27 protein-coding genes are annotated in these 25,942 nt (G+C 67.7%); 9 read left to right on the top strand and 18 right to left on the bottom strand.

What is annotated here, in order from left to right:
• The first annotated feature begins 60 nt into the window (after positions 1–60).
• Entirely contained in the window at positions 61–240 is a 180-nt protein-coding gene (locus A5650_RS07505; protein ID WP_067288331.1) for a DUF3073 domain-containing protein, read from the top strand.
• 3 nt (positions 241–243) lie between these two features.
• Here the strand turns inward: A5650_RS07505 and purM are convergent, their stop codons facing one another.
• Complete coding sequence (gene purM / locus A5650_RS07500; protein ID WP_067288326.1) at positions 244–1,317, bottom strand: phosphoribosylformylglycinamidine cyclo-ligase; 1,074 nt, start codon at positions 1,315–1,317, stop codon at positions 244–246.
• Between the two features lie 107 nt (positions 1,318–1,424).
• On the opposite strand from purM, the gene A5650_RS07495 reads away from it, so the two are divergent.
• Both A5650_RS07495 and A5650_RS07490 read left to right on the top strand, forming a co-directional pair.
• Positions 1,425–1,868 carry a cupin domain-containing protein gene (locus tag A5650_RS07495; RefSeq protein ID WP_067288324.1) on the top strand — a complete coding sequence of 148 codons (444 nt, stop codon included), beginning with the start codon at positions 1,425–1,427 and terminating at the stop codon, positions 1,866–1,868.
• A gap of 25 nt (positions 1,869–1,893) precedes the next feature.
• Entirely contained in the window at positions 1,894–2,850 is a 957-nt protein-coding gene (locus A5650_RS07490) for an NAD(P)H-binding protein (RefSeq protein ID WP_067288322.1), read from the top strand.
• Here the strand turns inward: A5650_RS07490 and purF are convergent, their stop codons facing one another.
• Positions 2,851–4,374, bottom strand: coding sequence for an amidophosphoribosyltransferase (purF, locus tag A5650_RS07485; protein WP_067288316.1), 1,524 nt, complete (start codon positions 4,372–4,374; stop codon positions 2,851–2,853).
• 385 nt (positions 4,375–4,759) lie between these two features.
• Between purF and A5650_RS07480 the strand changes: the two genes are divergently transcribed.
• Positions 4,760–5,389 (top strand): hypothetical protein, encoded by a 630-nt coding sequence (locus A5650_RS07480; RefSeq protein ID WP_067288313.1) that lies wholly within the window; start codon positions 4,760–4,762, stop codon positions 5,387–5,389.
• On the opposite strand, the gene A5650_RS07475 is transcribed toward A5650_RS07480, so the two are convergent.
• On the bottom strand, positions 5,355–5,795 hold the full coding sequence (locus A5650_RS07475; protein ID WP_067288301.1) for a sterol carrier family protein: 441 nt from the start codon (positions 5,793–5,795) through the stop codon (positions 5,355–5,357). The two genes, A5650_RS07480 and A5650_RS07475, sit on opposite strands and share 35 nt — an antisense overlap.
• 16 nt (positions 5,796–5,811) lie before the next feature.
• Between A5650_RS07475 and A5650_RS07470 the strand changes: the two genes are divergently transcribed.
• A complete protein-coding gene (locus A5650_RS07470) occupies positions 5,812–7,020 on the top strand; it encodes an MCE family protein (RefSeq protein WP_067288522.1) in 1,209 nt (402 codons plus the stop codon).
• 5 nt (positions 7,021–7,025) lie between these two features.
• Here the strand turns inward: A5650_RS07470 and A5650_RS07465 are convergent, their stop codons facing one another.
• The 7 genes from A5650_RS07465 to A5650_RS07435 are packed head-to-tail and all read right to left on the bottom strand — an operon-like array spanning position 7,026 to position 15,346.
• Positions 7,026–7,817 (bottom strand): SDR family NAD(P)-dependent oxidoreductase, encoded by a 792-nt coding sequence (locus A5650_RS07465; protein WP_067288297.1) that lies wholly within the window; start codon positions 7,815–7,817, stop codon positions 7,026–7,028.
• The gene (locus A5650_RS07460; RefSeq protein WP_067288292.1) at positions 7,814–8,437 is read right to left on the bottom strand and encodes an Rv0804 family intramembrane glutamic endopeptidase; all 624 of its coding nucleotides are present in this window, start codon (positions 8,435–8,437) and stop codon (positions 7,814–7,816) included. Before A5650_RS07460 ends, A5650_RS07465 begins: the two co-directional genes overlap by 4 nt.
• Positions 8,437–10,161, bottom strand: coding sequence for an alpha/beta hydrolase (locus A5650_RS07455; RefSeq protein ID WP_067288289.1), 1,725 nt, complete (start codon positions 10,159–10,161; stop codon positions 8,437–8,439). The genes A5650_RS07460 and A5650_RS07455 overlap by 1 nt, the downstream gene beginning before the upstream one ends.
• Positions 10,158–12,455, bottom strand: coding sequence for a phosphoribosylformylglycinamidine synthase subunit PurL (purL, locus tag A5650_RS07450; protein ID WP_067288286.1), 2,298 nt, complete (start codon positions 12,453–12,455; stop codon positions 10,158–10,160). The genes A5650_RS07455 and purL overlap by 4 nt, the downstream gene beginning before the upstream one ends.
• A complete protein-coding gene (locus A5650_RS07445) occupies positions 12,452–13,660 on the bottom strand; it encodes a cation:proton antiporter domain-containing protein (protein WP_067288277.1) in 1,209 nt (402 codons plus the stop codon). Before A5650_RS07445 ends, purL begins: the two co-directional genes overlap by 4 nt.
• A 54-nt stretch (positions 13,661–13,714) precedes the next feature.
• Positions 13,715–14,071, bottom strand: a complete 357-nt coding sequence (locus A5650_RS07440) for a VOC family protein (RefSeq protein ID WP_067288271.1) — start codon at positions 14,069–14,071, stop codon at positions 13,715–13,717.
• Positions 14,072–14,086: 15 nt separating this feature from the next.
• A complete protein-coding gene (locus A5650_RS07435) occupies positions 14,087–15,346 on the bottom strand; it encodes a M18 family aminopeptidase (RefSeq protein ID WP_067288267.1) in 1,260 nt (419 codons plus the stop codon).
• A gap of 50 nt (positions 15,347–15,396) precedes the next feature.
• Here A5650_RS07435 and A5650_RS07430 point away from each other — a divergent pair, with 50 nt between their 5' ends.
• Both A5650_RS07430 and A5650_RS07425 read left to right on the top strand, forming a co-directional pair.
• Entirely contained in the window at positions 15,397–16,431 is a 1,035-nt protein-coding gene (locus A5650_RS07430) for a Dyp-type peroxidase (protein WP_067288264.1), read from the top strand.
• The gene (locus A5650_RS07425) at positions 16,431–17,228 is read left to right on the top strand and encodes a family 1 encapsulin nanocompartment shell protein (protein ID WP_067288261.1); all 798 of its coding nucleotides are present in this window, start codon (positions 16,431–16,433) and stop codon (positions 17,226–17,228) included. The genes A5650_RS07430 and A5650_RS07425 overlap by 1 nt, the downstream gene beginning before the upstream one ends.
• Positions 17,229–17,325: 97 nt before the next feature.
• On the opposite strand, the gene purQ is transcribed toward A5650_RS07425, so the two are convergent.
• The 3 genes from purQ to A5650_RS07410 are packed head-to-tail and all read right to left on the bottom strand — an operon-like array spanning position 17,326 to position 18,952.
• A complete protein-coding gene (gene purQ, locus A5650_RS07420; RefSeq protein ID WP_067288258.1) occupies positions 17,326–18,003 on the bottom strand; it encodes a phosphoribosylformylglycinamidine synthase subunit PurQ in 678 nt (225 codons plus the stop codon).
• The gene (gene purS, locus A5650_RS07415) at positions 18,000–18,239 is read right to left on the bottom strand and encodes a phosphoribosylformylglycinamidine synthase subunit PurS (RefSeq protein WP_067288256.1); all 240 of its coding nucleotides are present in this window, start codon (positions 18,237–18,239) and stop codon (positions 18,000–18,002) included. The genes purQ and purS overlap by 4 nt, the downstream gene beginning before the upstream one ends.
• 35 nt (positions 18,240–18,274) lie before the next feature.
• Complete coding sequence (locus A5650_RS07410) at positions 18,275–18,952, bottom strand: ATPase (protein ID WP_067288254.1); 678 nt, start codon at positions 18,950–18,952, stop codon at positions 18,275–18,277.
• Positions 18,953–18,998: 46 nt separating this feature from the next.
• Between A5650_RS07410 and A5650_RS07405 the strand changes: the two genes are divergently transcribed.
• The gene (locus tag A5650_RS07405) at positions 18,999–19,652 is read left to right on the top strand and encodes an MBL fold metallo-hydrolase (RefSeq protein ID WP_067288252.1); all 654 of its coding nucleotides are present in this window, start codon (positions 18,999–19,001) and stop codon (positions 19,650–19,652) included.
• Between the two features lies 1 nt (position 19,653).
• Here A5650_RS07405 and A5650_RS07400 read toward each other — a convergent pair whose 3' ends face one another.
• From A5650_RS07400 to A5650_RS07390, 3 genes are all read right to left on the bottom strand, one after another.
• The gene (locus tag A5650_RS07400; RefSeq protein ID WP_067288520.1) at positions 19,654–21,291 is read right to left on the bottom strand and encodes an FAD-binding dehydrogenase; all 1,638 of its coding nucleotides are present in this window, start codon (positions 21,289–21,291) and stop codon (positions 19,654–19,656) included.
• 64 nt (positions 21,292–21,355) lie between these two features.
• Positions 21,356–21,853 (bottom strand): glutathione peroxidase, encoded by a 498-nt coding sequence (locus tag A5650_RS07395; RefSeq protein ID WP_067288250.1) that lies wholly within the window; start codon positions 21,851–21,853, stop codon positions 21,356–21,358.
• A 9-nt stretch (positions 21,854–21,862) separates the two neighbouring features.
• Positions 21,863–22,420, bottom strand: coding sequence for a TetR/AcrR family transcriptional regulator (locus tag A5650_RS07390; RefSeq protein WP_067288247.1), 558 nt, complete (start codon positions 22,418–22,420; stop codon positions 21,863–21,865).
• Between the two features lie 83 nt (positions 22,421–22,503).
• Here A5650_RS07390 and A5650_RS07385 point away from each other — a divergent pair, with 83 nt between their 5' ends.
• Positions 22,504–22,953: a DoxX family protein gene (locus A5650_RS07385; RefSeq protein WP_067288245.1), complete on the top strand. Its 450-nt coding sequence runs from the start codon at positions 22,504–22,506 to the stop codon at positions 22,951–22,953.
• Here the strand turns inward: A5650_RS07385 and A5650_RS07380 are convergent.
• Together A5650_RS07380 and A5650_RS07375 are read right to left on the bottom strand one after the other, a co-directional pair.
• On the bottom strand, positions 22,912–25,017 hold the full coding sequence (locus A5650_RS07380; protein ID WP_067288242.1) for a S9 family peptidase: 2,106 nt from the start codon (positions 25,015–25,017) through the stop codon (positions 22,912–22,914). The two genes, A5650_RS07385 and A5650_RS07380, sit on opposite strands and share 42 nt — an antisense overlap.
• Positions 25,014–25,913, bottom strand: coding sequence for a phosphoribosylaminoimidazolesuccinocarboxamide synthase (locus tag A5650_RS07375; RefSeq protein ID WP_067288240.1), 900 nt, complete (start codon positions 25,911–25,913; stop codon positions 25,014–25,016). Before A5650_RS07375 ends, A5650_RS07380 begins: the two co-directional genes overlap by 4 nt.
• Between the last annotated feature and the right edge of the window lie 29 nt (positions 25,914–25,942).

Below are 25,942 nucleotides of genomic sequence, written 5' to 3'. Positions count from 1 at the left end.
GATCAGATCGGAGCCGCCTGCTAATCGGGCCGCTCCGTTATTGCGCGAGGGGGTCCCCCCATGGGCCGCGGCCGGGCAAAGGCAAAGCAGACCAAGGTTGCTCGTGAGCTCAAATACAGCTCACCGCAGACCGACTTCGAGCGGCTTCAGCGCGAGCTGTCGGGCGCTTCCGATAACGACCTGGCGGGCACCGACGCGGTGGCCGACGACTGGGTCGAAGAGGACGACTGGCGTCGCTGACCTCTAGAAGCGCGGGTGCTGCCCGACGAGCCTGGCTCGTGGGCCGTCCTTACCGCCCTTTTTGACCGTTCCCAGCGTCCAGCAGTTCAGGTGGCGCGCGGTCAGGATCGCCAACGCGCGGTCGGTGTCCTCGGGTGCGACCACCGCGACCATGCCGACACCCATGTTGAAGGTCCGCTCCATCTCTGCGCGCTCGACCCGGCCACGCTGCCCGATCATCGCGAACACGGGCGCGGGAGTCCACGTGCCGCGGTCGATCTCGGCGACCAGGCCGTGCGGGACCACGCGTTCGAGGTTGCCGGCCAACCCGCCGCCGGTGACGTGGCAGAACGTCCGCACCTGCGTCTCGGCCGCCAGCGCCAAGCAATCCTTGGCATAGATGCGGGTCGGCTCCAATAACTCCTCGCCCAGCGTGCGGCCGAACTCCTCGACGTGGCCTGCCAGGTTCATCCGGTCGATCTCCAGCAACACCTTCCGCGCCAGCGAGTAGCCGTTGGAGTGCAAACCGGTCGAGGCCATCGCGATCAGCACGTCGCCGGGTTTGACCCGATCCGGGCCGAGCACGTCGTCGGCCTCCACCACGCCGACGCCCGTGGCCGAGATGTCGTAGTGGTCTGGAGCCATCAGACCGGGATGTTCGGCCGTCTCACCGCCGAGCAGCGCGCAACCGGCCTGAAGGCATCCGTTGGCGATGCCGGCCACGAGCTCGCTGATCCGTTCGGGGACCGTGCGGCCGACGGCGATGTAGTCCTGCAGGAACAGCGGTTCGGCGCCGCAGACGACGAGGTCGTCGACCACCATCGCGACCAGGTCGATCCCGACCGTGTCGTGTTTGTCCATGGCCTGCGCCACGGCCAGCTTGGTGCCGACTCCGTCGGTGGAGGAGGCGAGCACCGGCTCCCGGTAGCCGCCGCGCAGCGCGAACAGTCCGGCAAATCCGCCGATGCCGCCGCGCACCTCGGGCCTGGTCGCCTTCTCGGCGAGCGGTTTGAGGAGTTCGACGGCGCGGTCACCGGCTTCGATGTCGACCCCGGCCGACGCGTAGGAGATGCCGGCAGGTTCGGCGCGTTCGGTCATCGCGGTAAAGGCTACCGGTGTTCGCCGCGCCGCGGTAACCGCCTCGGAAGGTATCACTCCAGCTGAGATGTCGCGCGAGCCCCGGCAGTGTGACAATCTGACCGCTCATGACAGCAGTTCGCCGCGACGCGACGGCGATATGCGCGTCCGCGGCGCTCGCGCTGGCGGTGCTCGGATCGGCCAGCGCGTCCGCGACACCGTCGTCTGGGGTCGAGGCCAGGACGCTTGCCGAGTCGACGGTCGACGGGGTCGACTACGTCACCCGCGAGATCACCATCGCCCCCGGCGGCAGCACCGGCTGGCACTATCACGACGGCCGGGTGTACGGGCTGATCCGCGAGGGCACGCTGACCCACGACGCCGCGGCCGGTTGCGCGCCCGACGGCGTCTATCCGCCCGGGGCGCCCATCACCGAGGCCAGCGGGCCGGGCAACGTGCACATCGGCCGCAACCTCGGGCCCACGCCGTTGGTGATGTGGGTGCTCTTCATCAAACCGGCGGGCACTCCGCTGTCGGTGGACATGCCCGATCCCGGTTGCGGGTTTGCCTGACACCGAAACCGGTGATCCCGGCGGGGTGACTGACCATATTCGCTGCTTGGTGACGGGAGCGACCGGCTACATCGGCGGACGTCTGGTGCCCGCACTGCTCGACCGGGGTCACGCCGTGCGCGCGCTGGCCCGCAACCCCGACAAACTCGACGGCGTGCCCTGGCGCGACCGCGTCGAGGTGACACGCGGCGATCTCGGCGACACCGACTCGCTGCGTAAGGCGTTCGCCGACATCGATGTCGTCTACTACCTCGTGCACTCGATGGGCACCTCCCCGAACTTCGTCGAAGAGGAGGCGCGCTCGGCCCGCAACGTCGTCGAAGCCGCCCGCGACGCGGGCGTCAAGCGCGTGGTGTACCTGGGCGGGCTGCACCCCTCGGGAGTCGACCTCTCCCCGCACCTGCAATCGCGCACTGAGGTCGGCGAGATCCTGATCGGGTCGGGCATCGAGACCGTGGTCCTGCAGGCCGGAATCGTGATCGGCGCGGGTTCGGCGTCGTTCGAGATGATCCGCCACCTGACCAACCGCCTCCCGGCGATGACCACGCCGAAGTGGGTGCACAACAAAATCCAGCCGATCGCGATCGACGACGCTCTGCACTATCTCGCGGAGGCCGCCACGGCGTCGGTGCCGACGTCGCGCACCTGGGACATCGGTGGCCCCGACGTGATGGAGTACGGCGAGGCCATGCAGGTGTACGCCGAGGTGTCGGGGCGGCGACGGCGCGTCATGGTCGTACTGCCTTGGCTCACACCGACGATCGCGAGCTGGTGGATCGGGTTGGTGACACCGCTGCCCGGGGGGTTGGCGCGGCCGCTGGTGGAGTCGCTCGAATGCGACGCAGTGATGGCCGGCAACGACATCGACGATGTCATCGCCCCGCCGGCAGGCGGCCTCACCGGTTACCGCGACGCCGTCGCGCGGGCGTTGCAGCGGGGTCCGTTACCGACCGACCCACACTGGGCGCACGTCGGGCGGTAGTCAGGGCCGGCGCAGCGCCGAGACGTTGTCGTTGTCGGACTGCAGCGGAATGCCGCTCTTGGCGGCGGTCGAGAGCATGTGCTCGATCACGTTCTTGCCCAACGCCGATTCGCCTGGCAACTCGATCGGGTACTTGCCGTCGAAGCACGCGCTGCACAAGCGCGACGCGGGTTGTTCGGTGGCCGCGATCATGCCCTGCTTCGAGATGTATCCGAGCGTGTCGGCGCCGATGGCGTGACGCACCGCCTCGAGCATCTCGTCCTCGTCGTCGACGGCGTTGGCGATGAGCTCCGCCGGTGTGGCGAAGTCGATGCCGTAGAAGCACGGCCACTTGACGGGCGGGGATGCGATGCGGACGTGCACCTCGACCGCTCCGGCCTCCCGCAACATCCGGACCAGCGCGCGCTGGGTATTGCCGCGCACGATCGAGTCGTCGACGACGATCAGGCGCTTACCGCGAATCACTTCCTTGAGCGGGTTGAGCTTGAGCCGGATGCCGAGTTGGCGGATGGTCTGCGACGGCTGGATGAACGTGCGCCCGACATAGGCGTTCTTCATCAGGCCCTGGCCGTAGGGAATTCCGGACTCCTGCGCATAGCCCACCGCGGCGGGTGTGCCCGACTCCGGGACGCCGATCACGAGGTCGGCCTCGACCGGCATCTCCCTGGCCAGCCGCCGCCCGATGTCGACGCGCGTCGCATGTACCGATCGGCCCGCCAGGGTGCTGTCCGGCCGTGCGAGATAGACGTATTCGAAGACGCAGCCTTTGGGCTCGGGGCTGGCGAAGCGGGTGGAACGCACCCCGTCCGCGTCGATCGCGAGCAGCTCGCCGGGCTCGATGTCGCGGACGAAGGAGGCGCCGACGATGTCGAGCGCCGCGGTCTCCGACGCCACGACCCAGCCCCGGTCCAACCGCCCCAGCGCCAACGGCCGCACCCCGTACGGGTCGCGGGCCGCGTACAGGGTGTTCTCGTCCATCCACGTCAGGCAGAACGCGCCGCGCACGGTGGGCAGTAGTTCCAGCGCTGCCTGCTCGAGCGTCGAATCGGCTGCACCGTGGGCCAACAGCGCGCCGAGGATGTCGGAGTCGGTGGTCGCCGCGGGAGCCCCACGGGTGTCGAGCAGTCCGGCCTCACGCGCTCGGGCCGCCAGTTCGGCCGCATTGACGAGGTTGCCGTTGTGCCCGAGCGCGACGCCCGTACCGGCCGAGGTGTTGCGGAACACCGGCTGGGCGTTCTCCCAGGTTGTCGAACCGGTGGTGGAGTAGCGGCAGTGCCCGATCGCGACGTGGCCCTCCATCGCGGCCAGTGTCTGCTCGTCGAACACCTGGCTGACCAGGCCCAGATCCTTGAAGACCAGGACCTGCGATCCGTCGGCCACAGCGATACCCGCCGCTTCTTGTCCGCGGTGCTGCAGGGCGTACAAGCCGTAGTAGGTGAGCTTGGCGACTTCTTCACCCGGCGCCCAGACGCCGAATACGCCACACTCTTCGCGGGGTTCTGGATCGGTCTGTTCGCCGGTCACGATATGGCTGCTCCGGGGGGAGGACGGCTGATGCCACGAGTCTACGGGTATCGGCGACCGGAAACGAAGCCGCGGAGCGTGTCGTGGGACACGCTGCTGCCGACGTCGCCGGGTTATTCGCTTTCCGGCCCTGGACCCAACCCCTATCGTGGCGGCTCGAACATCCGAGCCAACGATGGGTGGACAGACCGTGACCGCGACCAAGGGGGCCGTTGGCGGATGCGGGAGCCTCCAGCACACCGACGACGCTGAGCGGCGCCCGTGGCACCTGGGCACTCGCATCGCCTTCCGCGCCGATTGCACAGTGGGTCGGCCGGCACGTGTTCGGGGTGGACGCGGTGGTGCATGTGGACTCAGGCAGTGGCGACCAAGCGGCCCGACGCAGATGCCGGCACCGTCGCTGTCGGCCCTGCTACAGCCGTACGGTGACCACAGCCCCGCCTCGGTGCTGTGGCTTCAGGTCGGCAGTTCCTACCCGTACGAAATCTTCCTGGGCGTGGAGCCCGTCACATATCCGTCGTTGTTCGATGCGCCACGAGCCAACCGGATCGCAGCGAAGGTGCAGGCGCTGCTGGGAATCTGGGTGCTGATCGGTTGCGTGATGTTGAGCTGGCATGGCTGGCAGTCCTACGGCGGTGGACGCGCCAAGCACGATGCGTACGGCATCTGGTCGGTCACCGAGTTCCGGCTCGACAAAAAGCCGCGGGCACCGATGATCACCGACGAGCTAGGGTGGCAGCGCGTGGTTTTCGACGAGCCCGAGATACTGACGTATCAGCGGATGGACGGCGAGTTGGTTTCGGCACCAGCACTTTTCGACAACACGACGCTCAAGCTCGAACTGCCCGGGACGGCCACGTTCAGCGTCGAACGGCTCAACCAGGACCAGCTGCGTCTCGACGGTCGCCTCGACGGCAGGCCGGTCGTCATGTCGTTGCAGCGGATGGATCTGAACGTCTTCCCCCTGCGCACCCGTGGCTTCAACTGGGTTCAGGACTATCCGTACTTTCGATGACCGGCGCCGGCCCCGGGTCGACGAGCGGCAGCCAGTCGCCGATCTCGCCGGCGCGCGAGCCCGACAGAACCAGCGCTGCGCTCGCCGCGGCGTCGGTCATGGTCGTCAGGCCGGTGGCCAATAAGAGCCACGTCCGCGGATCGGTTTCCACGACGTTGGGCGGGTTACCGCGGCGGTGCGCCGGACCCTCGATGCACTGCACAGCGACGAACGGCGGGACACGGACCTCCACGCTCGAGCCCGGCGCCACCGCCGCGAGGGAGCGCGCGGTCAACCGCACCGCTTCGGCGACCTCGGTGCGTGACGGTTCAGCCTGAGACTCGTCGCGCAACCATGCGACCAGCTTCGCGACCGCGGCACGGGTCTTCACCGGATCGGCCGTACGGGCCCTTCGAGTGGTGGCCATAATCTACTGTCTCAAAGTGTTTGTCGACCGCAACAAGCCGCCGTACAAGGTGGCCGGTGCGGTGCTGCTGGTCGTCGCCACGGTGGCGGCGACGCTTCTCTACCTTCAGTTCCGCGGTGACCTGAGCCGTAAGACGCAGCTGCTGTTGCTTTCACCTCGCGCAGGCCTCGTCGTCGAGCGGGGAGCGAAGGTGACCTACAACGGCGTCGAGATCGGGCGCGTCGGCGCAATCACCCACGTCGACACCACCGACGGTCAGCGGGCGCAGCTGTCGTTGGACGTCAATCCGCGCTACCTGGAACGCATTCCGGCGAACGTGACGGCCGAGATTCGGGCCACCACGGTGTTCGGCAACAAGTACATCTCGCTCGAGTCACCCAAAGACGCTTCCCCCCATCATATCTCGCCGGGTGATGTCATCGAGGTATCGGCGGTGACGACGGAGTTCAACACCGTGTTCGAGACGGTGATCGCGCTCGCCGAGAAGGTGGACCCGATCAAGTTGAACCAGACGTTGGCGGCGACGGCGGCGGCGCTCAACGGCGTGGGTGGCGACGCCTTCGGCGAGTCGCTCATCAACGGCAACCGGATCCTCGACGATCTCAACCCGCGCATGCAGCCGCTTCGCACCGACACCCGCCTGTTGGCCGATCTCGCCGAGATGTACGCCGAGGCCTCTGGCGACCTGTTCGACGGCTTGCGCGACGCGGTGACGTCGGCGCGCACGTTGAACGAACACCAGGCCGAACTCGACGCCGCCCTGATCGCGGCGCTCGGCTTCGCCGACGAGGCGGCCGATACCTTCGAACGCGCCGGACCGTACCTCGTGCGCGGCGCCGCCGACCTGGTGCCGACCTCGGAACTTCTCGACTACCACAGCCCCGCGATCCTCTGCTCGATCCGCAAGTACGCCGAGGTGCAGCCCAAAGTCGCGAAAACCCTGGGGGGCAACGGATTCTCGCTGACCGGCGGTGGCGGCATCCTGGCCGGCGCAGGCAATCCGTACATCTACCCCGACAACCTGCCGCGGGTCAACGCGACGGGTGGGCCGGAGGGCCGACCGGGGTGCTGGCAGGACATCACCCGCGACCTGTATCCGGCGCCGTATCTGGTGATGGACACCGGCGCCAGCATCGCCCCGTACAACCACCTCGAATTCGGCCAGCCGCTGTTCATCGAGTACGTGTGGGGCCGCCAGATCGGCGAGCTCACGATCAACCCGTGAGCACCTCAGTCAGGGAAGCCGAACAGCTTCACCACGCCGTGGTCGCGTCCGGCGGTGTAGCCGCCGTCGACCGCGATCGCCTGGCCGGTCACGAACGACGCATCGGGTGATACGAGAAATGCTGCCACCGAGGCGATCTCGTCGGGCCTGCCGCGGCGCTGCAGCGCATGCTCCTCGGTGATCGACTGCAGCGGCCCTTCCATGCCCTCGAGACCCATCACGCTGTGCAGCATCGGGGTGTCGACGAAGCCGGGGCAGATGGCGTTCGCCCGGATACCGCTGGGACCGTAATCGAGTGCGATGTTCTTGGTCAGTAGCACGACGCCGCCCTTCGCCGCGTTGTAACTGCTGCCTCCTGCCGTGCCCTCCAGCCCCTCGATGCTGGCCAGGGTGACGATCGACCCGCGTTCACCGTCCACCCGCGGCTGCTCGATCATCTTGGCCAGCGCGGCCTTGGCCACCAGGAACGTCCCGGTGAGGTTGACCCCGATGACGCGGTCCCACTCGGCGCGGTCGAGCAGGTGTACCGGCCCGCCGCCCGCCACCCCCGCAGCGTGTACGACACCGTCGAGGCGCCCACCCACGACGGCGAACAACGAACCCACTGCGGCCTCGTCGGTGACGTCGGTACGGATGAACTCGAAACCGTCGCCGGGGTTCTCGTGCGGCTCGGCCACGTCCGCACCGATCACGGTGCCGCCCTCGGCCAGCAACCGCTGCACGGTGGCCATGCCGATGCCCGATGCCGCACCGGTCACGACGAAAGTTCGCGAATGGGCGCGTCCGGATGTGCTCATGCTTGGGACTCTATGCGCCGCTGAACGGTCAGGGCCGCCAATGCCGCGGCTTCGTTGGCGGCCAGGTGCGCCAACATCGGTGCGATCACGCTGCCCGACCGCGCGTGCAGCCACCCGAACATCCATCCTGCGACACCGGTGAACACGACCGTGCCCAATACCGGGTTGCGGGTGATGCGGGCGTCCATGATGTGCCACAAGCCGAACGCCACCGACTGCAGCAGCCGTCCGCCGACGGGCGGGAACGCGGACTCGGCGGCGTGACCCAACAACGCCCGGTAGGCGACCTCTTCGGGCCAGACGGTGCCGATCGGGATGTCGCACGCCATCCATCGCAGGGGATGGTCGGGCAGGTCACGCGCGGCCATTCCCTGTCGTACCGGCGGGATCGCCGTCGCGACGGCCACTCCGAGCGCGATCGGAGCCGCAGCGGCGAGGCCGTAGCGCAAGCCGGACCACAGGGCCGGAGGTCGCAGCCCCAGCGGGGGACGCACGAGCGCGTAGAGGACGGCCCCCAGGGCGGCGTTCCACACCGGGTGGAACCGCACGCGCGGCGCGACGGAACTCCACGCGACCAGGGCGGCCGCGATGGCGACGGCGCGAAACCTCGGCCAGGCCATCAGTATTCGGGCCCGTCCTCGGACTGAGTCTTGGTCAGTGCAGTGCGGATCCGCTCGGTGTCCTCGTGCGTCCAGCCCTGTGGAGGTGCGACGGCGGCCCACCCGTCGAGGACCAGATCGCCGTAGTTGTGGCCGTGCCCGTCCGGCACCGAGCTCGCGTTCGTCATATCGGCGGCCACTTGTCCGAACGTGACGATCGGGTACCACCTCATCGACGCGGTGCGGTCGCGCCCGGGCGGTTCGCGTAGCCAGTCCGGCCGGGTGAACAGGAGGTCGGGCGACCACCACACGATCGGATCGGACGGGTGCTGCATGAACAGCACGCGCGTGCCCTCCCATGGCTTCGCGGTCACCTTCGCGATCTCGCGCGGATCGGTGCCTTGGGAGAAGCGCACGGTGCGACCGTTGTCGTAGCGCGGTTCGACTTCCGGGGTTCCAGGATCGCGGCGTTCGGTGATGGCCCTCCACAGCGGGCTGGCGTTCGGCGGGCCCACCCACAGCACCGACGAGAAGCCCATCCGGGAGATGTCGGGCAGCCACTCGAAGGCGCCCTGGCCGGCCATCGAGCCCAGGCTCTCCCCGTACAACACGAGTTTGGGCCGTCGGTCCTCCGGAAGTCGTTCCCAGCGTTGGTGAACCGCGTCGATCATCATCCGCCCGGATTCCATCGACTTCTGCTGGTCGCCCAGGAACGAGATCCAGCTCGGCAAAAACGAGTACTGCGAAGCGACCAGCGCGGTGTCGCCGTTGTACATCATCTCCAGCGACCGGGCCGCCACGGGGTTGACCCAGCCGGTGCCGGTGGTGGGGATGATCACCAGCAGTTTGCGTTCGAAGGCGCCGGTGCGCTCGAGTTCGCTGAGCAGCACCGCCATTCGCTGCTCGTCGGTATCGGCGGTCTGCAGTCCGACGTACACCCGGATCGGTTCCCTGGCGGGCGCGCCGTTGATTTCGGTGAGCTCGTCGGCGTGCGGACCGGTCGCGACGAAATTGCGGCCTTGATAGCCAAGGGTGTCCCACGCCGCGAACGACTCTGGGCTACCTGACCTTTCGGGCTCAAGCGGTTGAACGATACCGGCCCTGGTCGTGGTGTTCTGCGGCTGGAACACCCGGTTGGCACCGGCGAGGAAACCGCGGACCAGGACACCGTTGATCAGCGTGATGGCGAGCACCACGACGATCGCAGTGCCGATGAACAACGCCACCTCGTCGTGCAGGTGCCACCGCCGGATGAAGTACCGGGCCATCGTCTTGATGATGTCGAGCAGCACTCGCGCGGTGGCCACACAGACAGCGCCGACGAACGCCGCGAGCACCAGCGTGCGCAGATACCCGAGCGTGGTGGGGCCCTCCAGCCCCATCACCGCCGATACCTGGCGCTGCCACGCCGCGGCGGGGATCACCATCAGAACGCACGCCGTGAGCGCGAGCAGCACCGTCACGGCCTCGGCCGTCCACAGCACGCGCCTCGACGGCGGCCACCAGGCACGGCGCCGCAACACGAAGCGGCGCAACATCTTTGCGACGAAAACGCCGATGCCGTAGCCGATGGCGGCGTTGATGCCGCCGATGAGCCCGGCGAACAGCCAGTCGCGCGGCAGCAGGGACGGGGTCAGTGACAGGCAGAAGAGCAGCGCACTGAACGCGATTCCGACGAAGTCGAGGCGGACCAGGCTCCACGCCCAGACGTAGAGGGGGTGTCGTTGTCGGGTCGGCTCACTCACCCGAACAACCCGGGCAGCACGCTTTCCGACATGCTGCGCAGGTCCTCCAAAGTGACGGTGAACAGGCCCTGGACCTCGACTGCGTTGCTGGCCTGGTCCACCACGCCGATGCGGGTAGCGGGCAGGCCGCGGGCCTCGCACATCGCGCGGAAGCGGCTCTCCTCGGTGCGCGGCACCGCGACGAGCACCCGGCCCGCCGACTCGGAGAACAGCGCGACGAAAGGATCTAGACCCTCGGGAAGCACGATGCGGCAACCGGTTTCGCCGCGCAGCGCGGCCTCGACCACGGCCTGGATCAGCCCGCCCTCGGACAGGTCGTGCGCGGCGGAGACCAGGCCGTCGCGCGATGCGGCGGTCAGCACCTCGGCGAGCAACTTCTCGCGCGCCAGGTCCACCCTCGGCGGTACCCCGCCCAGGTGGTCGGCGGTGACCTGGGCCCAGATCGATCCGTCCAGTTCGTCGCCGGTCTCGCCCAGCAGCATCAACGTCTCACCGGGCTCGTCGCCGAATCCGGTCGGAATGCGCCGTCTGACGTCGTCGATCACACCGAGCACGCCGACGACCGGGGTCGGCAGGATCGCGGTGGTGCCGGTCTGGTTGTAGAAGCTCACGTTGCCGCCGGTGACCGGAATGCCCAGTGCCGCAGCGCCGTCGGCCAGCCCACGCACGGCCTGGCTGAACTGCCACATCACGCCGGGGTCCTCCGGTGAGCCGAAGTTCAGGCAGTTCGTCACCGCGACCGGTGTGGCTCCGGTGACCGCGACGTTGCGATACGCCTCGGCCAGAGCCAACTGTGCCCCGGTGTACGGGTCGAGCGCGGTGTAGCGACCCGACGCGTCGGTCGAGATCGCGATACCGCGGCCGGTGGCCTCGTCCACCCGCAGCAGGCCGCCGTCGGCGTCCTCGGCCAGCACGGTGTTGCCGCGCACATAGCGGTCATACTGCTCGGTGATGAACGCGCGACTGCACAGGTGCGGACTGCCAAGCAGCGCAAGCAAAGTGGATTTGAGCTCGTCGCCCGTCGACGGCCGCGGCAACTTGGCGGAGGTGTCGGCGTTGAGCGCATCCTGCGTCTCGGGCCGCTGCACCGGACGCTCGTAGACCGGACCCTCATGGGCGACGGTGCGCGGCGGCACGTCGACGACCGTCTCGCCGTGCCAGGTGATCTGGAGCCGGTCGCCGTCGGTCACCTCGCCGATGACCGTGGCCAGCACCTCCCACTTGCGGCAGACGGCCATGAACTTCTCGACGTTTTCGGGCGTGACGACCGCGCACATGCGCTCCTGCGACTCGCTCGATAGGATCTCGGCGGGTGTCATGTTCGCCGCCCGCAACGGGACGGCGTTCAGCTCGATGCGCATGCCGCCGTCGCCAGCGGACGCGAGTTCCGATGTGGCACAGGAGAGTCCGGCTCCACCGAGGTCTTGGATGCCGACGACCAGGTCGGCGGCGTACAGCTCCAGGCAGCACTCGATGAGCACCTTCTCCATGAACGGGTCACCCACCTGGACGCTGGGCAGCTTCTTGCGGCCGGCCGAGCCGCCCTCGTCGCCGCCGAACGTCTCGCTGGCCAGCACGCTCACGCCGCCGATGCCATCCAGACCGGTGCGCGCGCCGAACAGGATGATCTTGTTACCGGTGCCGGAGGCGAACGCCAGGTGCAGATCCTCCTTGCGTAGCACCCCGACGCAGAGCGCGTTGACCAACGGGTTGCCGCCGTAGGACGCGTCGAACACGGTCTCGCCGCCGATGTTCGGCAGCCCCAGGGAATTGCCGTAGCCGCCGATTCCGCGCACCACCCCGTCGACGACTCGGCGGGTGTCGGGCGCGTCGGCCGCACCGAACCGCAACTGGTCCATCACCGCCACCGGGCGCGCCCCCATGGCCATGATGTCGCGCACGATGCCGCCGACGCCGGTCGCGGCCCCCTGGTAGGGCTCGATGTAGGACGGGTGGTTGTGCGACTCGACCTTGAAGGTGGCGGCCCAACCGTCACCGATGTCGACCACGCCGGCGTTCTCTCCGATGCCGGCCAGCATCGTCTTGCGCATCGCCTCGGTGGTGGTCTCGCCGAAGTACCGCAAGTGCACCTTCGACGACTTGTACGAGCAGTGCTCACTCCACATCACCGAGTACATCGCCAGTTCGGCGTCGGTGGGCCTGCGACCCAGGATCTCGCGGATCCGCTGGTACTCGTCGTCCTTGAGGCCGAGTTCGCGGAACGGCTGGGGGTGGTCGGGAGTGGCGGCGGCTCTGTCGACGGTGTCGAGGGTGTGGGTTAGCTCCGACGTCACGAGGCCATTCTAGGTTGTGACCTGCGAAACGCGTGGGCGGCGGCGGGTGCGGTGGCGCCGTGCAGCACGACGCTGCCGAGGACGACGACGACGACGGCCATCAGCACTTCCCGTTCCGCCTCGCCGAGCAGCACGTTGAACGCCAGCAGACCGAACACGATCGAAGTGGTGCCGCGCGGGCCGAGCCAGCCCACCAGCAGCCGCTCCGGCCAGGTGAACGGCGAGCCGAACAGCGCGATCACGACCGGCACCAGCCGCACGACCGTCAACGCCAGCAAGCAGTACAGCACCAACGACCAGCTGATGCCCAGCGTGAGCGCCAGCACCGCGGTGGCGCCGACGACGAACCACATCACGATGGTGAGCAGGTATCCGATGTCGTCGACCAAGGCCAGTTCGGCCTGCAGTGCCGGCGACCGCCGCAAGTAGTGGAACGCGATACCGCAGACGAACGCGGCGACGAATCCGTTGCCGTCCACGGCCAGGCTCAGCCCGAAGGCGAGCATCGGTGCGGCGACCAGAATCAGCCGCTTGCTGCGGTCGGTCATCGCGCCGTGGCGTTCGGCGAGGTTGGTGAGTAGGGCCAGCGCGGCGCCGACGGCAACGCCCACGAGGATGGCCTTGATCGCCTGGGGCAGGGCCGACGCCAACGCCTCCATGGGCGTCGAGGCGTGCGACCGGTCCCCCACCACGGCGAGGGCGAAGATGAACAGCGGCGAGATGATGCCGTCGTTGTAGCCGGCTTCGACGTTGAGCACATCGCGCACCCGTTCGGGCACCCGCTCGTCGCGCAGAATCGACGCCGCGGGCGCGAAGTCCGTCGGCACCACCACACACGCGAGGACCAGCAGCACCGCCCAAGGCAGTTCGGGCAGCAACCACAGGCCCAGGACGAGCGCAGCGGCCAAACTCAGCGGCAGCGCGATGAACAGCAGCCGCATCGCGGCGCGCGGGTCCCTGCCGAACAGGCCGCCGCGGATGTCGGTCGCGTCGACGAAAAGCAGGATCGCCAAGATGATTTCGGCGGTGTGCTGAGCCACCTCGGTGTTCAGCGAATCGGCGAGCCCGTCGCTGGTGGTGAAGCCGACCGCGATGCCCGCGAGCACCAGGACCATCGGCGCAGTCAGCCGCCATTGCTCGAGGCGCTTGGCACCCAGCGCCCACGCGGCCAGCACCGCCGAGACGGCGATCAGTGAGAGCAGCACGCGGGCGATCTTTCCAGCGGTTCGGTATCGCTACCCGGCGACGGACCGGATCGGTCAGGGATGGTCGGCGGAACCGATGCAGAATGCGTTGCCGTCCGGGTCGGCGAGCACCACCCAGCCGAACTCGCCCATGCTGTGCCGTCCCGTTTCGGTGGCGCCGAGTTCGACCAGCCGCTTGACCTCGGCCTCGGCGTCGGTGGAGCCGAAGTCGAGGTGGACGCGGTTCTTGCCCGGCGTTGGGTCGTCGACCTTCTGGAAGCCGAGACCGGGACCGCCGTCGGGACGGGAGACGGTGACGAAAAATCCTGGTGCCAACGGGTTTACCTGCCCACCAAGGGCGCGGGCCCACCACTCGGCGAGCCGGTCGGGGTCGGTGCTGTCGAAGGTGACGTTCACCATGGCGAGGGTCATGGCGCCGACCCTAGATCAGCGCGGCGACAGGAACGCCGCCAACGCCGCGGCGTAAGCGACGACGTCCTCGGCGCCCATCACCTCGCGCGCCGAATGCATGGCCAGCTGCGGTGCGCCCACGTCGACGGTCGGGATTCCGGTGCGGGCCGCCGTCATCGGTCCGACCGTCGACCCGCACGGCAGATCGGCGCGGTGTTCGTAGCGCTGCAACGGGACCCCGGCCTGCGCGCACGCCAACGCGAACGCGGCTGCGGTGCGTCCGTCGGTGGCGTACCGCAGGTTCGGCTGCACCTTGAGCACCGGACCGGCGTTGACCTCGATGAGGTGCCCCGGCTCGTGACGGTCCGGGTAGTTCGGATGCGTGGCATGGGCCATGTCGCCGGACGCCACCATGGAGCCGGGCAGCCGACGCAGGAAGTCCTCGCGGCCGCCGCCCTCGCTGAGCGTGATGCGCTCGAGGACGGTCAACAGCAGATCGGACTGGGCGCCATGATCGGACTGTGAGCCGACCTCTTCGTGGTCGAACAGGACCAGCACCGGTGTGTGCGCGCCGGGGTCGGCCGCCAGGAACGCTTCCAGCCCGGCGTAGCAGGTCGCCTGGTTGTCCAACCGTGGCGCGCTGACCAGGTCGCCGTCAGCGCCGACGAGCCGCGACGGTGTCAGATCGTGTGTCATCAGATCGGCGCCCAGCACGTCGTCGGTGGCCACCCCGGCACGCTCGGCGACGAAGGCGGAGAAGGAGCGGGGTCCGCTGCCCGCACCCCACACCGCGTTGACGTGGCGCTGCGGATTGAGCTCGACGGCCTTGCGGTCCTCGGCGAGGTGGATGGCCAGCTGCGGCACCCGCAGGATCGGTTCGTCGATGCGGATGAGCCGATGCTCCAACCCGCTGCCGGTGAGCACCGACAGCCGCCCGCTGATGCCGAGGTCGCGGTCCAGCCACGAGTTCAGCCACGCACCGCCGTACGGCGCGAGCGCGACGACGCGCCATCCCGAGACGAACCGGTCGGGGTACTGTTTGACGCGCAGGTTCGGGCTGTCGGTGTGGGCGCCGACGATGCGGAACGACGCGTTTCGTCTGGCCGGTTTCGTCCGCCAGGCGATCAGCGATCCGGCTCGCAGGACGAAGAAGTCGCCGTGGGTGGGCCATGTGTCGGCTTCGGCGAGCTCGCGAAAACCCGCGTCGCGCAGGCGGGCCGCCGCCGTTTCGCAGGCGTGGTATGGCGACGGGGACGCGTCGATGAACTCGCACAGGCTCTGGGGGCTAGCTGCCATCTCTTCATCTTTGCGGGTGATTCAAGATCGTTTGGCGATAGGGTCCTGTTGTGCCCGAGATTCAACCGCAACCGGTGCTCGAACCGTTGACGCCTGCGGCGGTCTTCCTGGTGGCGACCATCGTCGACGGCGGGGAGGCGACCGTGCACGATGCGCTTCCGGACATCTCGGGGCTGGTGCGGGCCATCGGATTCCGCGATCCGGCCAAGCGGCTGTCGGCGGTGACGTCGATCGGTTCGGACGTCTGGGACCGGCTGTTCAGCGGTCCGCGGCCGGCCGAACTGCATCCGTTCGTCGAGATTCGCGGCGACCGTCACCACGCGCCGGCCACCGAGGGCGACCTGCTGTTCCACATCCGCGCCGAATCGATGGACGTGTGTTTCGAACTGGCCACCAAACTGGTCGAGGCCATGGAAGGCGCGATCACCATCGTCGACGAGACTCACGGTTTCAAGTTCTTCGACAACCGTGACCTGATGGGTTTCGTCGACGGTACCGAGAACCCGGACGGTCCGCTCGCCCGCGCGGCCACCCAGATTGCCGACGAGGATCCCGTTTTCGCGGGCGGTTGCTACGTGCACGTGCAGAAGTACGTGCACAACATGGCGGCGTGGAACTCGCTGTCGGTGGAAGAGCAGGAGCGGGTCATCGGCCGCACCAAGCTCGACGACATCGAGCTCGACGACGCCGTCAAACCGGCCAATTCGCATGTCGCGCTCAACGTGATCGAGGACGACGACGGCAACGAACTGAAGATCATCCGACACAACATGCCCTTCGGCGAGATCGGCAAGGGCGAGTTCGGCACCTATTACATCGGCTATTCGCGCACGCCGTCGGTCACCGAACGGATGCTCGACAACATGTTCATCGGCGACCCGCCGGGGAACACCGATCGCATCCTGGACTTCTCGACCGCGTTGACCGGCAGCATGTTCTTCACTCCGACCGTCGACTTCCTCGACGATCCTCCCCCACTGCCCGGTTCGGTCGCAGACGATGACGGCGCACCGACGGCGACCGTGACAACTCCCGCCGAGTACGAGGGCTCGCTCGGCATCGGCAGCCTGAAAGGAACCCGCTGATGAACAACCTGTACCGCGATCTGGCACCGATCACTCAGGAGGCGTGGGCCGAGATCGAACTCGAAGCGGCACGAACGTTCAAGCGCCACATCGCTGGTCGGCGCGTGGTCGATGTCAGCGAGCCCGGCGGACCGACCACCGCCGCGGTCAGCACGGGCCATCTGCGCGACGTGACACCGCCCGGCGACGGTGTGGTGGCGCATCTGCGGGAGGCCAAGCCGTTGGTCCGGTTGCGCGTGCCGTTCACGGTGTCTCGCACAGCAATCGACGATGTGGAACGTGGTTCGCAGGATTCGGATTGGGACCCGGTCAAGGACGCCGCAATGAAACTGGCGTTCGCCGAGGACCGCGCGATCTTCGAGGGGTACGAGGCGGCGGCGATCGAAGGCATCCGGGCCTGCAGTTCGAACACCGCGCTCGCACTGCCCGACGACGAGCGCGACATCCCCGACGTCATCTCCCAGGCGTTGTCGGAGTTGCGGCTCAGCGGTGTCGACGGACCGTACTCGGTGCTCCTGTCGGCCGATGTGTACACCAAGGTCAGCGAGACGACACAGCACGGCTATCCGATCCGCGAGCACCTCAACCGGCTGGTCGACGGCGAGATCATCTGGGCGCCGGCGATCGACGGCGCGTTCGTATTGTCAACGCGTGGCGGCGATTTCGACCTGCAGCTGGGCACGGACGTGTCGATCGGCTACTTGTCGCACGATGCGGGCTCCGTCCAGCTGTATCTGGAGGAGACGCTGACGTTCCTGTGCTACACCGCCGAAGCCTCGGTCGCCCTGACGCCCTAGCCCTTATGACGCGAGCGTGCGTGTTTGCACACGACACGCCGCGGAATTTCGACGCTTTGCGCACGCTCGCTGGCCGCCGAGCGCGCATGTGATGACGTCAGGCGGGTGTCAGCACCGCGTCCAGCGCGGAGTAGAACAGGCCGAGGCCGTCGTCGGATGGTCCGGTGAGCGCCTCCGTGGCGTGCTCGGGGTGCGGCATCAGGCCGACGACGCGGCCGTTGGCCGAGCTGATGCCCGCGATGTTGCGCTGGGAGCCGTTGGGGTTGTCGCGATAGCGGAACACCACCCGGCCTTCACCCTCGAGTTCGTCGAGCACCTGGTCGCTAGCGACATAACGGCCCTCGCCGGACTTCAGCGGGATCAGTAGATCGGCGCCCTTCTCGAATCGCGTCGTCCACGCCGAGGTGTTCGACGCCACCTCCAGCCAGATGTCGCGGCACACGAAATGCAGCCCGACGTTGCGGGTCAACGCGCCCGGCAGCAGACCGGCCTCGCACAGCACCTGAAAACCGTTGCAAATGCCCAACACTGGCATACCACGCTCGGCACCGCGGACAACCTCACCCATCACCGGCGCGAATTTGGCGATCGCGCCCGCGCGCAGATAGTCGCCGTAGGAAAAGCCGCCGGGCACCACGACGGCGTCGACGTTCTTCAGGTCGGCGTCGGCGTGCCACAGCGGAACGGCCTCGGCGCCCGCCAGTCGGACCGCGCGCGCCGCATCGACGTCGTCGAGCGTGCCCGGAAATGTGATGACGCCCACACGAGCGGTCATGGTTGCTCCCTACTCACCGACCAGTCCTCGATCACGGTGTTCGCCAGCAGCGACTCCGCGATCTCGGCCAGGGTGGCGTCGTCGATGCTGTCATCGACCTCGAGCTCAAAACGCTTGCCCTGCCGTACATCTGAGACGCCGTTGAAGCCCAGACGACCCAACGCGCCGACGATCGCCTGCCCCTGCGGATCGAGGATCTCCGCCTTGGGCATCACGTGCACCACCACCCTTGCCACGCGTCAACTGTACCGGCGGTTGGAGCGCGCGCGACTCACCGGCACGAACCGAGGTAGGCCTCGCACAACGGGCTCGCCAGCGCGTCGAGAACCTGCGCGTCCGACACTGCGGGCCAAGGCACCTGCAGAGGTAGCGTCGACCACAGCGCGAGCTCGACGATGCTGCCGCTGGTCGGGTGGGCCAGCAGGTACTGGCGCACCACTCTCTGGCCGGCGACGCTGATAACCGCCGCCATCCGGTCGGGTTCGGCCGTCGTGATCGACGGCGACACCAACGGGGCGGTCAGCTGACACGTTCGCAGACGACTCTGCGCCGAATCGAGCACCGACGTTGTGAGCGGGCCGTTGTACGCGACATCGCCGCGCCAGTGCAGCACCTGCGCCCGCAACTGCCACTGACCAGCGGGATTGTTGACCTGCGCACGGGACGCCACAACGTAGTCGCGCGGGTCGCCCGGCAGCGGCGGGCTGGCGCAGAGCTCCTCGAACATGAACCGCGGCGCCGGCGCGTTGACGGCCAGACCCGCCAGCCCCGGCCAGCGGTACACCGGAAACAGGGGAAGCGCGTCGGATTGCGGCCACGCGACGTCGGGTATCGCGTCGCAGATCGGCGGGCACACGCCCGGCACCGCCCGCGATGACGGGGCGGGTACGGGGCCGGCGGTCAACGCCAGGCCGAACGTCGCGAGGGCCACCGCAAGCACCAATCGCACGACTCAAGTACCCCCTGAAGACGGCCTGCGCCGCCACAATATAGGCATGCAATTGACCCATTTCGGACATTCATGCTTACTGGCCAATTTCAAGGGCGAATCCGGTGGTGAAGCGACGATCCTGTTCGACCCGGGTGTTTTTTCGCACGGATTCGAAGGCATCACCGGCCTGTCGGCGATCCTGATCACCCATCAGCACCCCGACCACGCCGACACCGACCGGCTGCCCGCGCTGCTCGAGGCCAACCCGCAGGCCGCCCTGTACGCCGACCCGCAGACCGCCGCACAGCTGGGCGAGCCGTGGCGCGCGGTCAGCGTCGGCGACGTCCTCACCATCGATCACCTCACCGTACGCGGGGTCGGCGGCAAGCACGCGGTCATCCACCCTGAGATTCCGGTCATCGACAACATCTCCTACCTCGTGGACGACGGCACCCATCGAGCCCGGCTCATGCATCCCGGCGACGCACTGTTCGCGCCCGGCGAACCCGTCGACGTGCTCGCCACGCCCGCCGCGGCGCCCTGGATGAAGATCTCCGAGGCGGTGGACTACCTGCGCGCGGTGGCGCCGACGCATGCGGTGCCCATCCACCAGGGCATCATCGACCCGAGTGCTCGCGGGATCTTCTACGGTCGCCTGACGGAGATGACCGACACCGACTTCCAGGTGCTCGAACCGGAGAACGGCACGGAATTCTGAATCAGGCCGTATCGCGCGCGGCGGCGCGGCCCGCGGCCCGTCCGGAGAACACGCAGCCGCCGAGGAAGGTGCCCTCCAGCGATCGGTAGCCGTGCACGCCGCCGCCGCCGAATCCCGCCGCCTCGCCTGCGGCGTATAGCCCGTCGAACGCGCTTCCGTCGGATTTGAGCACGCGGGCGTCGAGGTCGGTTTCCAATCCGCCCAACGACTTTCGCGTCAGGATGTGCAGCTTCACCGCGATCAGCGGTCCGGCCTTGGGGTCGGTCAGCCGGTGCGGCGCGACGACACGGCTCACCCGGTCACCGAGATAGTTGCGTGCGACGCGGATCGAGGCGATCTGCATGTCCTTGGTGAACTTGTTGGCGACCTCCCGGTCACGCGCGGTGACCTCGGCCTCGACCGTCGCGTAGTCCAGCGGCAGCACGTCCGGGACGGCATTCATTGACGAGACCAGATCACGCAACGAATCCGCGCTGACGAAGTCGACGCCGCGGTCGACGAACGCCTGCACCGGTGCCGGCGCCCCGGGGCGGACCCGCGACAACACGTCGCGGATGCTGCGACCGGTCAGGTCCGGGTTCTGCTCCTGACCCGAGAGCGCGAACTCCTTGGCGATGATCCGGGCGTTGAGGATGAACCATGTGTAGTCCTGGCCCGTCTGCGCGATGTGCTCCAGCGTGCCGAGCGTGTCGAAACCCGGGTACAACGGGGACGGCAGGCGATTGCCGTTGGCGTCCAACCACAATGACGACGGCCCGGGCAGGATGCGGATGCCGTGCAGCGGCCAGATGGGATCGTAGTTGGTGATGCCCTCGGTGTAGTGCCACATGCGGTCGCTGTTGATCACGCGTGCCCCCGCAGCCTCGGTGATGCCGATCATTCGACCGTCGACATGTGCGGGCACACCGGACAGCAACTGTTCGGGTACCCGGCCCATCCGCTTGGGCCAGTTCTGCCGCACCAGGTCGTGGTTGCCGCCGATGCCGCCACTGGCGACGATCACCGCTTGTGCGCGAAACTCGAACTCTCCGACGGGCTCTCGCGACGTGGCGACACCTCGGGCCACGCCAGACGGCTCGAGCACCGTTCCGCGCACGCCGACGACGGCGCCGTTCTCGACGATGAGCTCGTCGACCCTGTGCCGGTGCGCATACCGGGCTCGCCCGGTGAGGCGGCGCGCGAAGATGTCGACGATCGCCGGGCCGGTGCCCCAGGTGATGTGGAACCGCGGCACCGAGTTGCCGTGTCCGCGCGCGTCGTATCCACCGCGTTCGGCCCACCCGACGAGCGGGAACGTCTGCAGGCCGCGCTCGCGCAGCCAACCGCGCTTCTCCCCCGCGGCGAAATCGACGTAGGCATGAGCCCACTGCCGCGGCCAGTGATCCTCCGGGCGGTCGAATCCCGCTGAGCCCAGCCAGTCCTGCAACGCCAACTCATGGCTGTCGCGGATGCCCATCCGCCGTTGCTCCGGGCTGTCTACGAAGAAGAGCCCGCCGAACGACCAGAACGCCTGACCGCCGATGTTGTTGGCGTTCTCCTGGTCGACGATCAGTACGCGTCGGCCGCGTTCGACGAGTTCGCAGGCCGCCACCAGACCCGCCAGCCCGGCTCCCACGACGATGACGTCAGCATCTGCCATGGCCGCCACGTTAGCGGGACGGGCCAAGCGGCGGATGCCATTACGACGTCAGGCAGCCGACGGGCTAGCGCGGCAGGACGTCTTCGATGGCCGCGATCACCTCGGGTGCGTCGGGCTCGGTGCGGGGCCGGAACCGCTTGACGACCTTGCCGCCCGGCGCGAGCAGGAACTTCTCGAAGTTCCACTGGATGTCGCCGGCCTCGCCGCCGTCGTCGGGTGTCTTCGTCAGCTCGGCATACAGCGGATGCCGGTCGGCGCCGTTGACATCGGTCTTGGCGAGCAACGGGAACGTCACGCCGTACGTCGTCGAACAGAACTCCTGAATTTCCTCGGCCGTGCCGGGCTCTTGACCCATGAACTGGTTGCACGGCACGCCGACGACCGTGAGCCCGCGGTCTCGGTAATCCTTGGCCAACTGTTCGAGCGCTGTGTACTGCGGTGTGAGACCGCATTTCGAGGCGACGTTGACCACCAGTGCGGCGCCGTCGGCCAGCTCGCCGAGCGTGGTCTGGCGGCCGTCGAGCGTGGTCACAGCGATATCGGTCAGCGGAGTGTCGGTCATGCCCGCACGTTACCCGGTCTCGAACAGCATGCCCGCGACCCGGTGCACGGTCGCCAGCGCATCGCCGTCGGCGTCGATCGCCTTGTTCAGCCACAGCAGCGAAAATCCGTGTACCAGAGACCAGGCCGCCAACGCGGCGGCCTGAGGGTCCTGCGCGGCGCGCGGATCGTCGAGGGTGCCGACACCCTGCCGCAGTTCCGCCCCCGCCGCATCCTGGGCGGCTTTCAGCTCCGCGTTGTCCGGGTCGACGAGCGCCCGGTCGAACATGACCGCGTAGTGGCCGGGGTGGTCGAGCGCGAAGCGCACGTATGCCAGTGCGGCGTCGATGAATTCCGGGCCGGCCTCGGACAGCGCCGCGGCGAGCATGCGCCAGCCCTCGGCGGCCAGCGCGGTGAACAACCCACGGCGATCGGTGAAGTGGTGCGCGGGCGCGGCGTGCGACACCCCCGCTACCCGCGCGAGTTCGCGCAGCGAGATTCCGTCGGCACCCCGTTCGGCCACCAGGCTTGCCGCTTCGGCGAGGATGACGGCCTTCAGGTCGCCGTGGTGATAGGACGTCCTGCTCATTCGGGCATCGTACCGGAAATCTTGACAGTGCCTAGTTTCTTGCCTACCGTTGGAACTTGTCACTGTCAAGATTGGAGTGAATCATGGCCGTCATCGTCACGCTGATACTGGGGACGCTCGGCGCACGGCTGGTCGGCTGGCTGGGCGTGGAATACGTGGACAGCTGGCCGTCCGCCGTCGCCGTCGGGCTGGCCGCGATGTTCGTGGTCACCGGGTTCGCCCACTTCGTCAATCCGCTGCGCCGCGACATGATCGCGATCGTGCCGCCGCGATTGCCCGCCCCGGCGTCGCTGGTGACCCTCACCGGGGTGCTCGAGATCGCCGGCGCGGTCGGCCTGCTCTATCCGCCCACCCGGGTAACCGCGGCCCTCTGCCTCTTCGTGTTGATGATCGCGATGTTCCCGGCCAACATCTACGCGTCACGGATGCCGAACCCGCCGAAGTCGATGACGACCCGGCTGGATCTGCGTACCGCCGAGCAGATCGTCTTTCTAGGGGCGGCGCTCGTGATCGGCGTGGGCAGCGTCCAGTAGCCAGGCGTACTGGAATGCGGTTTCCTTCCAGCGTTCATAGCGTCCGCTGATACCGCCATGGCCGGCATTCATCTCGGTCTTCAACAGCACGGGATGGTTGTCGGTCTTGGTGTGGCGCAGGGCGGCAATCCATTTCGCCGGCTCGACGTAGTACACGCGGGTGTCGTTCAACGACGTCATCGCGAGAATTCGCGGGTAGTCCTTGGCTTCGACGTTCTCGTACGGCGAGTAGGACCTCATGTACTCGTAGACGTCCTTGTTCTCCAACGGGTTTCCCCACTCGTCCCATTCGGTGACAGTCAACGGCAGCGAGGGGTCGAGGATCGTGGTGAGGGGATCGACGAACGGCACCACAGCGAGGATGCCGGCGAACAGCTCCGGCGCCATGTTGGCCACCGCGCCGACCAGCAGACCGCCTGCGCTGCCGCCGTACGCCACCAGGTTCTCAGGACGGGTGATGTCGGTCTGCACGAGATGCGCTGCGACGTCTACGAAGTCGGTGAAGCTGTTCTTCTTCTCGAGCATCTTGCCGTGCTCGTACCACGGCCGGCCGAGCTCGCCGCCGCCCCGCACGTGGGCCACCGCGAACACCATCCCGCGGTCGAGCAGCGAGAGCCGCGCGATCGAGAACCGCGGGTCTTCGCAAGCCTCGTAGGCGCCGTATCCGTACAGCAGCGTGGGCGCCGGATACTGCAGCCCGATCTTGTGAACGATCGAGATCGGTACCCGCACACCGTCGCGCGCGATCGCCCAATCGCGACGCTCGACATAGTCTTCGGGCCGGTAGTCGCCGAGGACGGGCTGCTCGCGCAGCAGCGTCCGATCGCCGGTGGCGAGATCGACGTCGTAGATGCGTACGGGTGTTGTGTACGAGGTGGCGCCGATGCGCAGTTTGGGAGCGCTCCAATTGGGGTTGGCGCTCAGGCCCGCCGACGTCAACTCAGACTCGAACGTGAAGTCCTCGGGGTGGCCGTACTCGCCGCTCGGATACAGGGGCCACAGCTGGATTCTCGGCAGCGCCTCACTGCGATAGCTGACGACGAGGTGCTTTTCGAACGCGTCGACCGAATCGAGGCGGACGTCGTCGCGGTGCGCGATCAGCGTGCGGATCGCGGTCGGATCGCTGACCGGCGCCTCCACCAGGGTGAAGTTCACCGCACCGTCGTTGTGCAGGATGAGGAACCGGTCCTCACCACCCACGACGGCGTGCTCGACGGAGTACTCGACGAAGTCGCGGCGCGGCCACACAACGGCGAACTCGGCCTCCGGGTCGGTCGCATCGGCGTAGCGCACCTCGGAGGTCACGGCGCTTCCAGCAGCGATCATGACGTATTTATCGCTGCGCGTCCGGCCGACGCCGAGCCAATACCGTTCGTCGGGTTCGTGATAGACCCTCTGCGCGGGCAGGCCCGAGCCAAGTCGATGGCGCCAGATGGTGTCAGGACGCCAGGCCTCGTCGACTGTCGAGTAGTAGACGGTGCGGTTGTCGGCCGCCCAGGTCGCACCGGGGCCGATACCGACGATGGTGTCCTCGTATAGCTCACCGGTGCGTAAGTCCTTGAACCGCAGGGTGTACCGCTCGTCGCCCTTGACGTCCACCGAGTAGGCCAGGATGTTGCCGTCGAGGCTGACCGAAGCGGCGCCCAGCGAGAAGAATTCGTGGCCCTCGGCCTCGACGTTCTCGTCGAGCAGCACCTGCTCGCCCGGGATCTCGGTGTTCTCGTCGAGCACCGGAGGTGTCCAGTCGTCCGGATCGGCGACCGGGCAACGGCAGTGCACGCTGTACTGCTTGCCCTCAAAGCTGCGGCCGTAGTACCACCACGCGTCGCGCCTGGTCGGCACCGACAGGTCGGTTTCCTTGGTGCGGGCCTTGATCTCGTCGAAGATGGCCTGTCGTAGTGGTGCGAGGTGGTCGGTGACGTGCTCGGTGTAGGCGTTCTCCGCCTCGAGATACGCGATCACATCGGGATCGTTCTTGTCGCGCAGCCACTCGTAGGGGTCACAGAAGACGTCGCCGTGGTGTTCACGTTTGGTGTCGACGCGCTTGGCCACCGGCGGATTCATGCCCCGATCCAATCGTCGAAACTCAGCCCGGAAATACGTTCGTACGCCTCGATGTAACGGGAACGGGTGGCCTGCACGACGTCTGGGGGCAGCGGTGGCGGAGCTGCGCCGCCGGCGCGGTCCCATCCCGACTCCGGACCCGTGAGCCAATTGCGGACGAATTGCTTGTCGAAGCTCTGTTGCACGACGCCTTCTTTCCAGTCGTCGGCGCGCCAGTACCTGCTGGAGTCGGGGGTGAACACCTCGTCGGCGAGTCGCAGTTCGCCGTCCTTGTCGACACCGAACTCGAATTTGGTGTCGGCGACGATGATCCCTTTGGTCAGCGCGTGTTCGGCCCCGCGGCGATAGGTCTCCAGCGTCCGGTCCCGCAGCTGCTCGGCGCGCTGCGAACCGATCAGCTCGACCACGGCGTCGAACGAGATGTTCTCATCGTGTTCTCCCAGTTCGGCTTTCGTCGCCGGGGTGAACAGCGGCTCGTCGAACTTGCTCGCCTCGACCAGCCCGGCGGGAAGCGCGATACCGCACACCGCTCCGGTCTTCTGGTAGTCGATGAGCCCCGAACCGGTGAGGTAGCCGCGGGCCACCGCCTCCACCGGCAACATCTCGAGTTCCTGTACCACCAGCGAGCGGCCCAGCACCTCGGCGGGAATGCGCTCGTCGTCGGGAGGACCGGCGAGATGGTTGGGTGTGCCCGCGGTCCGACTCAGCAGGTCGAAGAAGAACACGCTCATCGCGGTGAGGATGCGGCCCTTATCGGGGATCTGCGAGTCGAGGATGTAGTCGTAGGCGGAGATACGGTCGCTGGCCACGAAGAGTAGCGTCTCGTCGTCCACGCGATACAGTTCGCGAACCTTGCCGCTGGCCAGATATTCGTAGTCGGACAGAGCGGGGCGCATCGGGCCAGCCTATCGGGCAGCATCTACTG

Origin of the sequence: Mycobacterium sp. 1164985.4, from assembly GCF_001668575.1 — a bacterium.
In the GTDB taxonomy this organism is placed as follows: Bacteria; Actinomycetota; Actinomycetes; order Mycobacteriales; family Mycobacteriaceae; genus Mycobacterium.
This window is presented reverse-complemented; position numbering and strand designations above follow the sequence as displayed.

Excerpts from the sequence above, each read along its gene's own strand:
- A5650_RS07435 (WP_067288267.1), bottom strand. The coding sequence starts at position 15,346 with ATGGCAGCTAGCCCCCAGAGCCTGTGCGAGTTCATCGACGCGTCCCCG.
- A5650_RS07400 (WP_067288520.1), bottom strand. The coding sequence starts at position 21,291 with ATGGCAGATGCTGACGTCATCGTCGTGGGAGCCGGGCTGGCGGGTCTG.
- A5650_RS07405 (WP_067288252.1), top strand. The coding sequence starts at position 18,999 with ATGCAATTGACCCATTTCGGACATTCATGCTTACTGGCCAATTTCAAG.
- A5650_RS07375 (WP_067288240.1), bottom strand. The coding sequence starts at position 25,913 with ATGCGCCCCGCTCTGTCCGACTACGAATATCTGGCCAGCGGCAAGGTT.
- A5650_RS07395 (WP_067288250.1), bottom strand. The coding sequence starts at position 21,853 with ATGACCGACACTCCGCTGACCGATATCGCTGTGACCACGCTCGACGGC.
- A5650_RS07465 (WP_067288297.1), bottom strand. The coding sequence starts at position 7,817 with ATGAGCACATCCGGACGCGCCCATTCGCGAACTTTCGTCGTGACCGGT.
- A5650_RS07495 (WP_067288324.1), top strand. The coding sequence starts at position 1,425 with ATGACAGCAGTTCGCCGCGACGCGACGGCGATATGCGCGTCCGCGGCG.
- A5650_RS07460 (WP_067288292.1), bottom strand. The coding sequence starts at position 8,437 with ATGGCCTGGCCGAGGTTTCGCGCCGTCGCCATCGCGGCCGCCCTGGTC.
- A5650_RS07475 (WP_067288301.1), bottom strand. The coding sequence starts at position 5,795 with ATGGCCACCACTCGAAGGGCCCGTACGGCCGATCCGGTGAAGACCCGT.
- purM (WP_067288326.1), bottom strand. The coding sequence starts at position 1,317 with ATGACCGAACGCGCCGAACCTGCCGGCATCTCCTACGCGTCGGCCGGG.
- A5650_RS07380 (WP_067288242.1), bottom strand. The coding sequence starts at position 25,017 with ATGAATCCGCCGGTGGCCAAGCGCGTCGACACCAAACGTGAACACCAC.
- A5650_RS07390 (WP_067288247.1), bottom strand. The coding sequence starts at position 22,420 with ATGAGCAGGACGTCCTATCACCACGGCGACCTGAAGGCCGTCATCCTC.
- A5650_RS07480 (WP_067288313.1), top strand. The coding sequence starts at position 4,760 with ATGCCGGCACCGTCGCTGTCGGCCCTGCTACAGCCGTACGGTGACCAC.
- A5650_RS07440 (WP_067288271.1), bottom strand. The coding sequence starts at position 14,071 with ATGACCCTCGCCATGGTGAACGTCACCTTCGACAGCACCGACCCCGAC.
- A5650_RS07385 (WP_067288245.1), top strand. The coding sequence starts at position 22,504 with ATGGCCGTCATCGTCACGCTGATACTGGGGACGCTCGGCGCACGGCTG.
- A5650_RS07425 (WP_067288261.1), top strand. The coding sequence starts at position 16,431 with ATGAACAACCTGTACCGCGATCTGGCACCGATCACTCAGGAGGCGTGG.
- A5650_RS07505 (WP_067288331.1), top strand. The coding sequence starts at position 61 with ATGGGCCGCGGCCGGGCAAAGGCAAAGCAGACCAAGGTTGCTCGTGAG.
- purQ (WP_067288258.1), bottom strand. The coding sequence starts at position 18,003 with ATGACCGCTCGTGTGGGCGTCATCACATTTCCGGGCACGCTCGACGAC.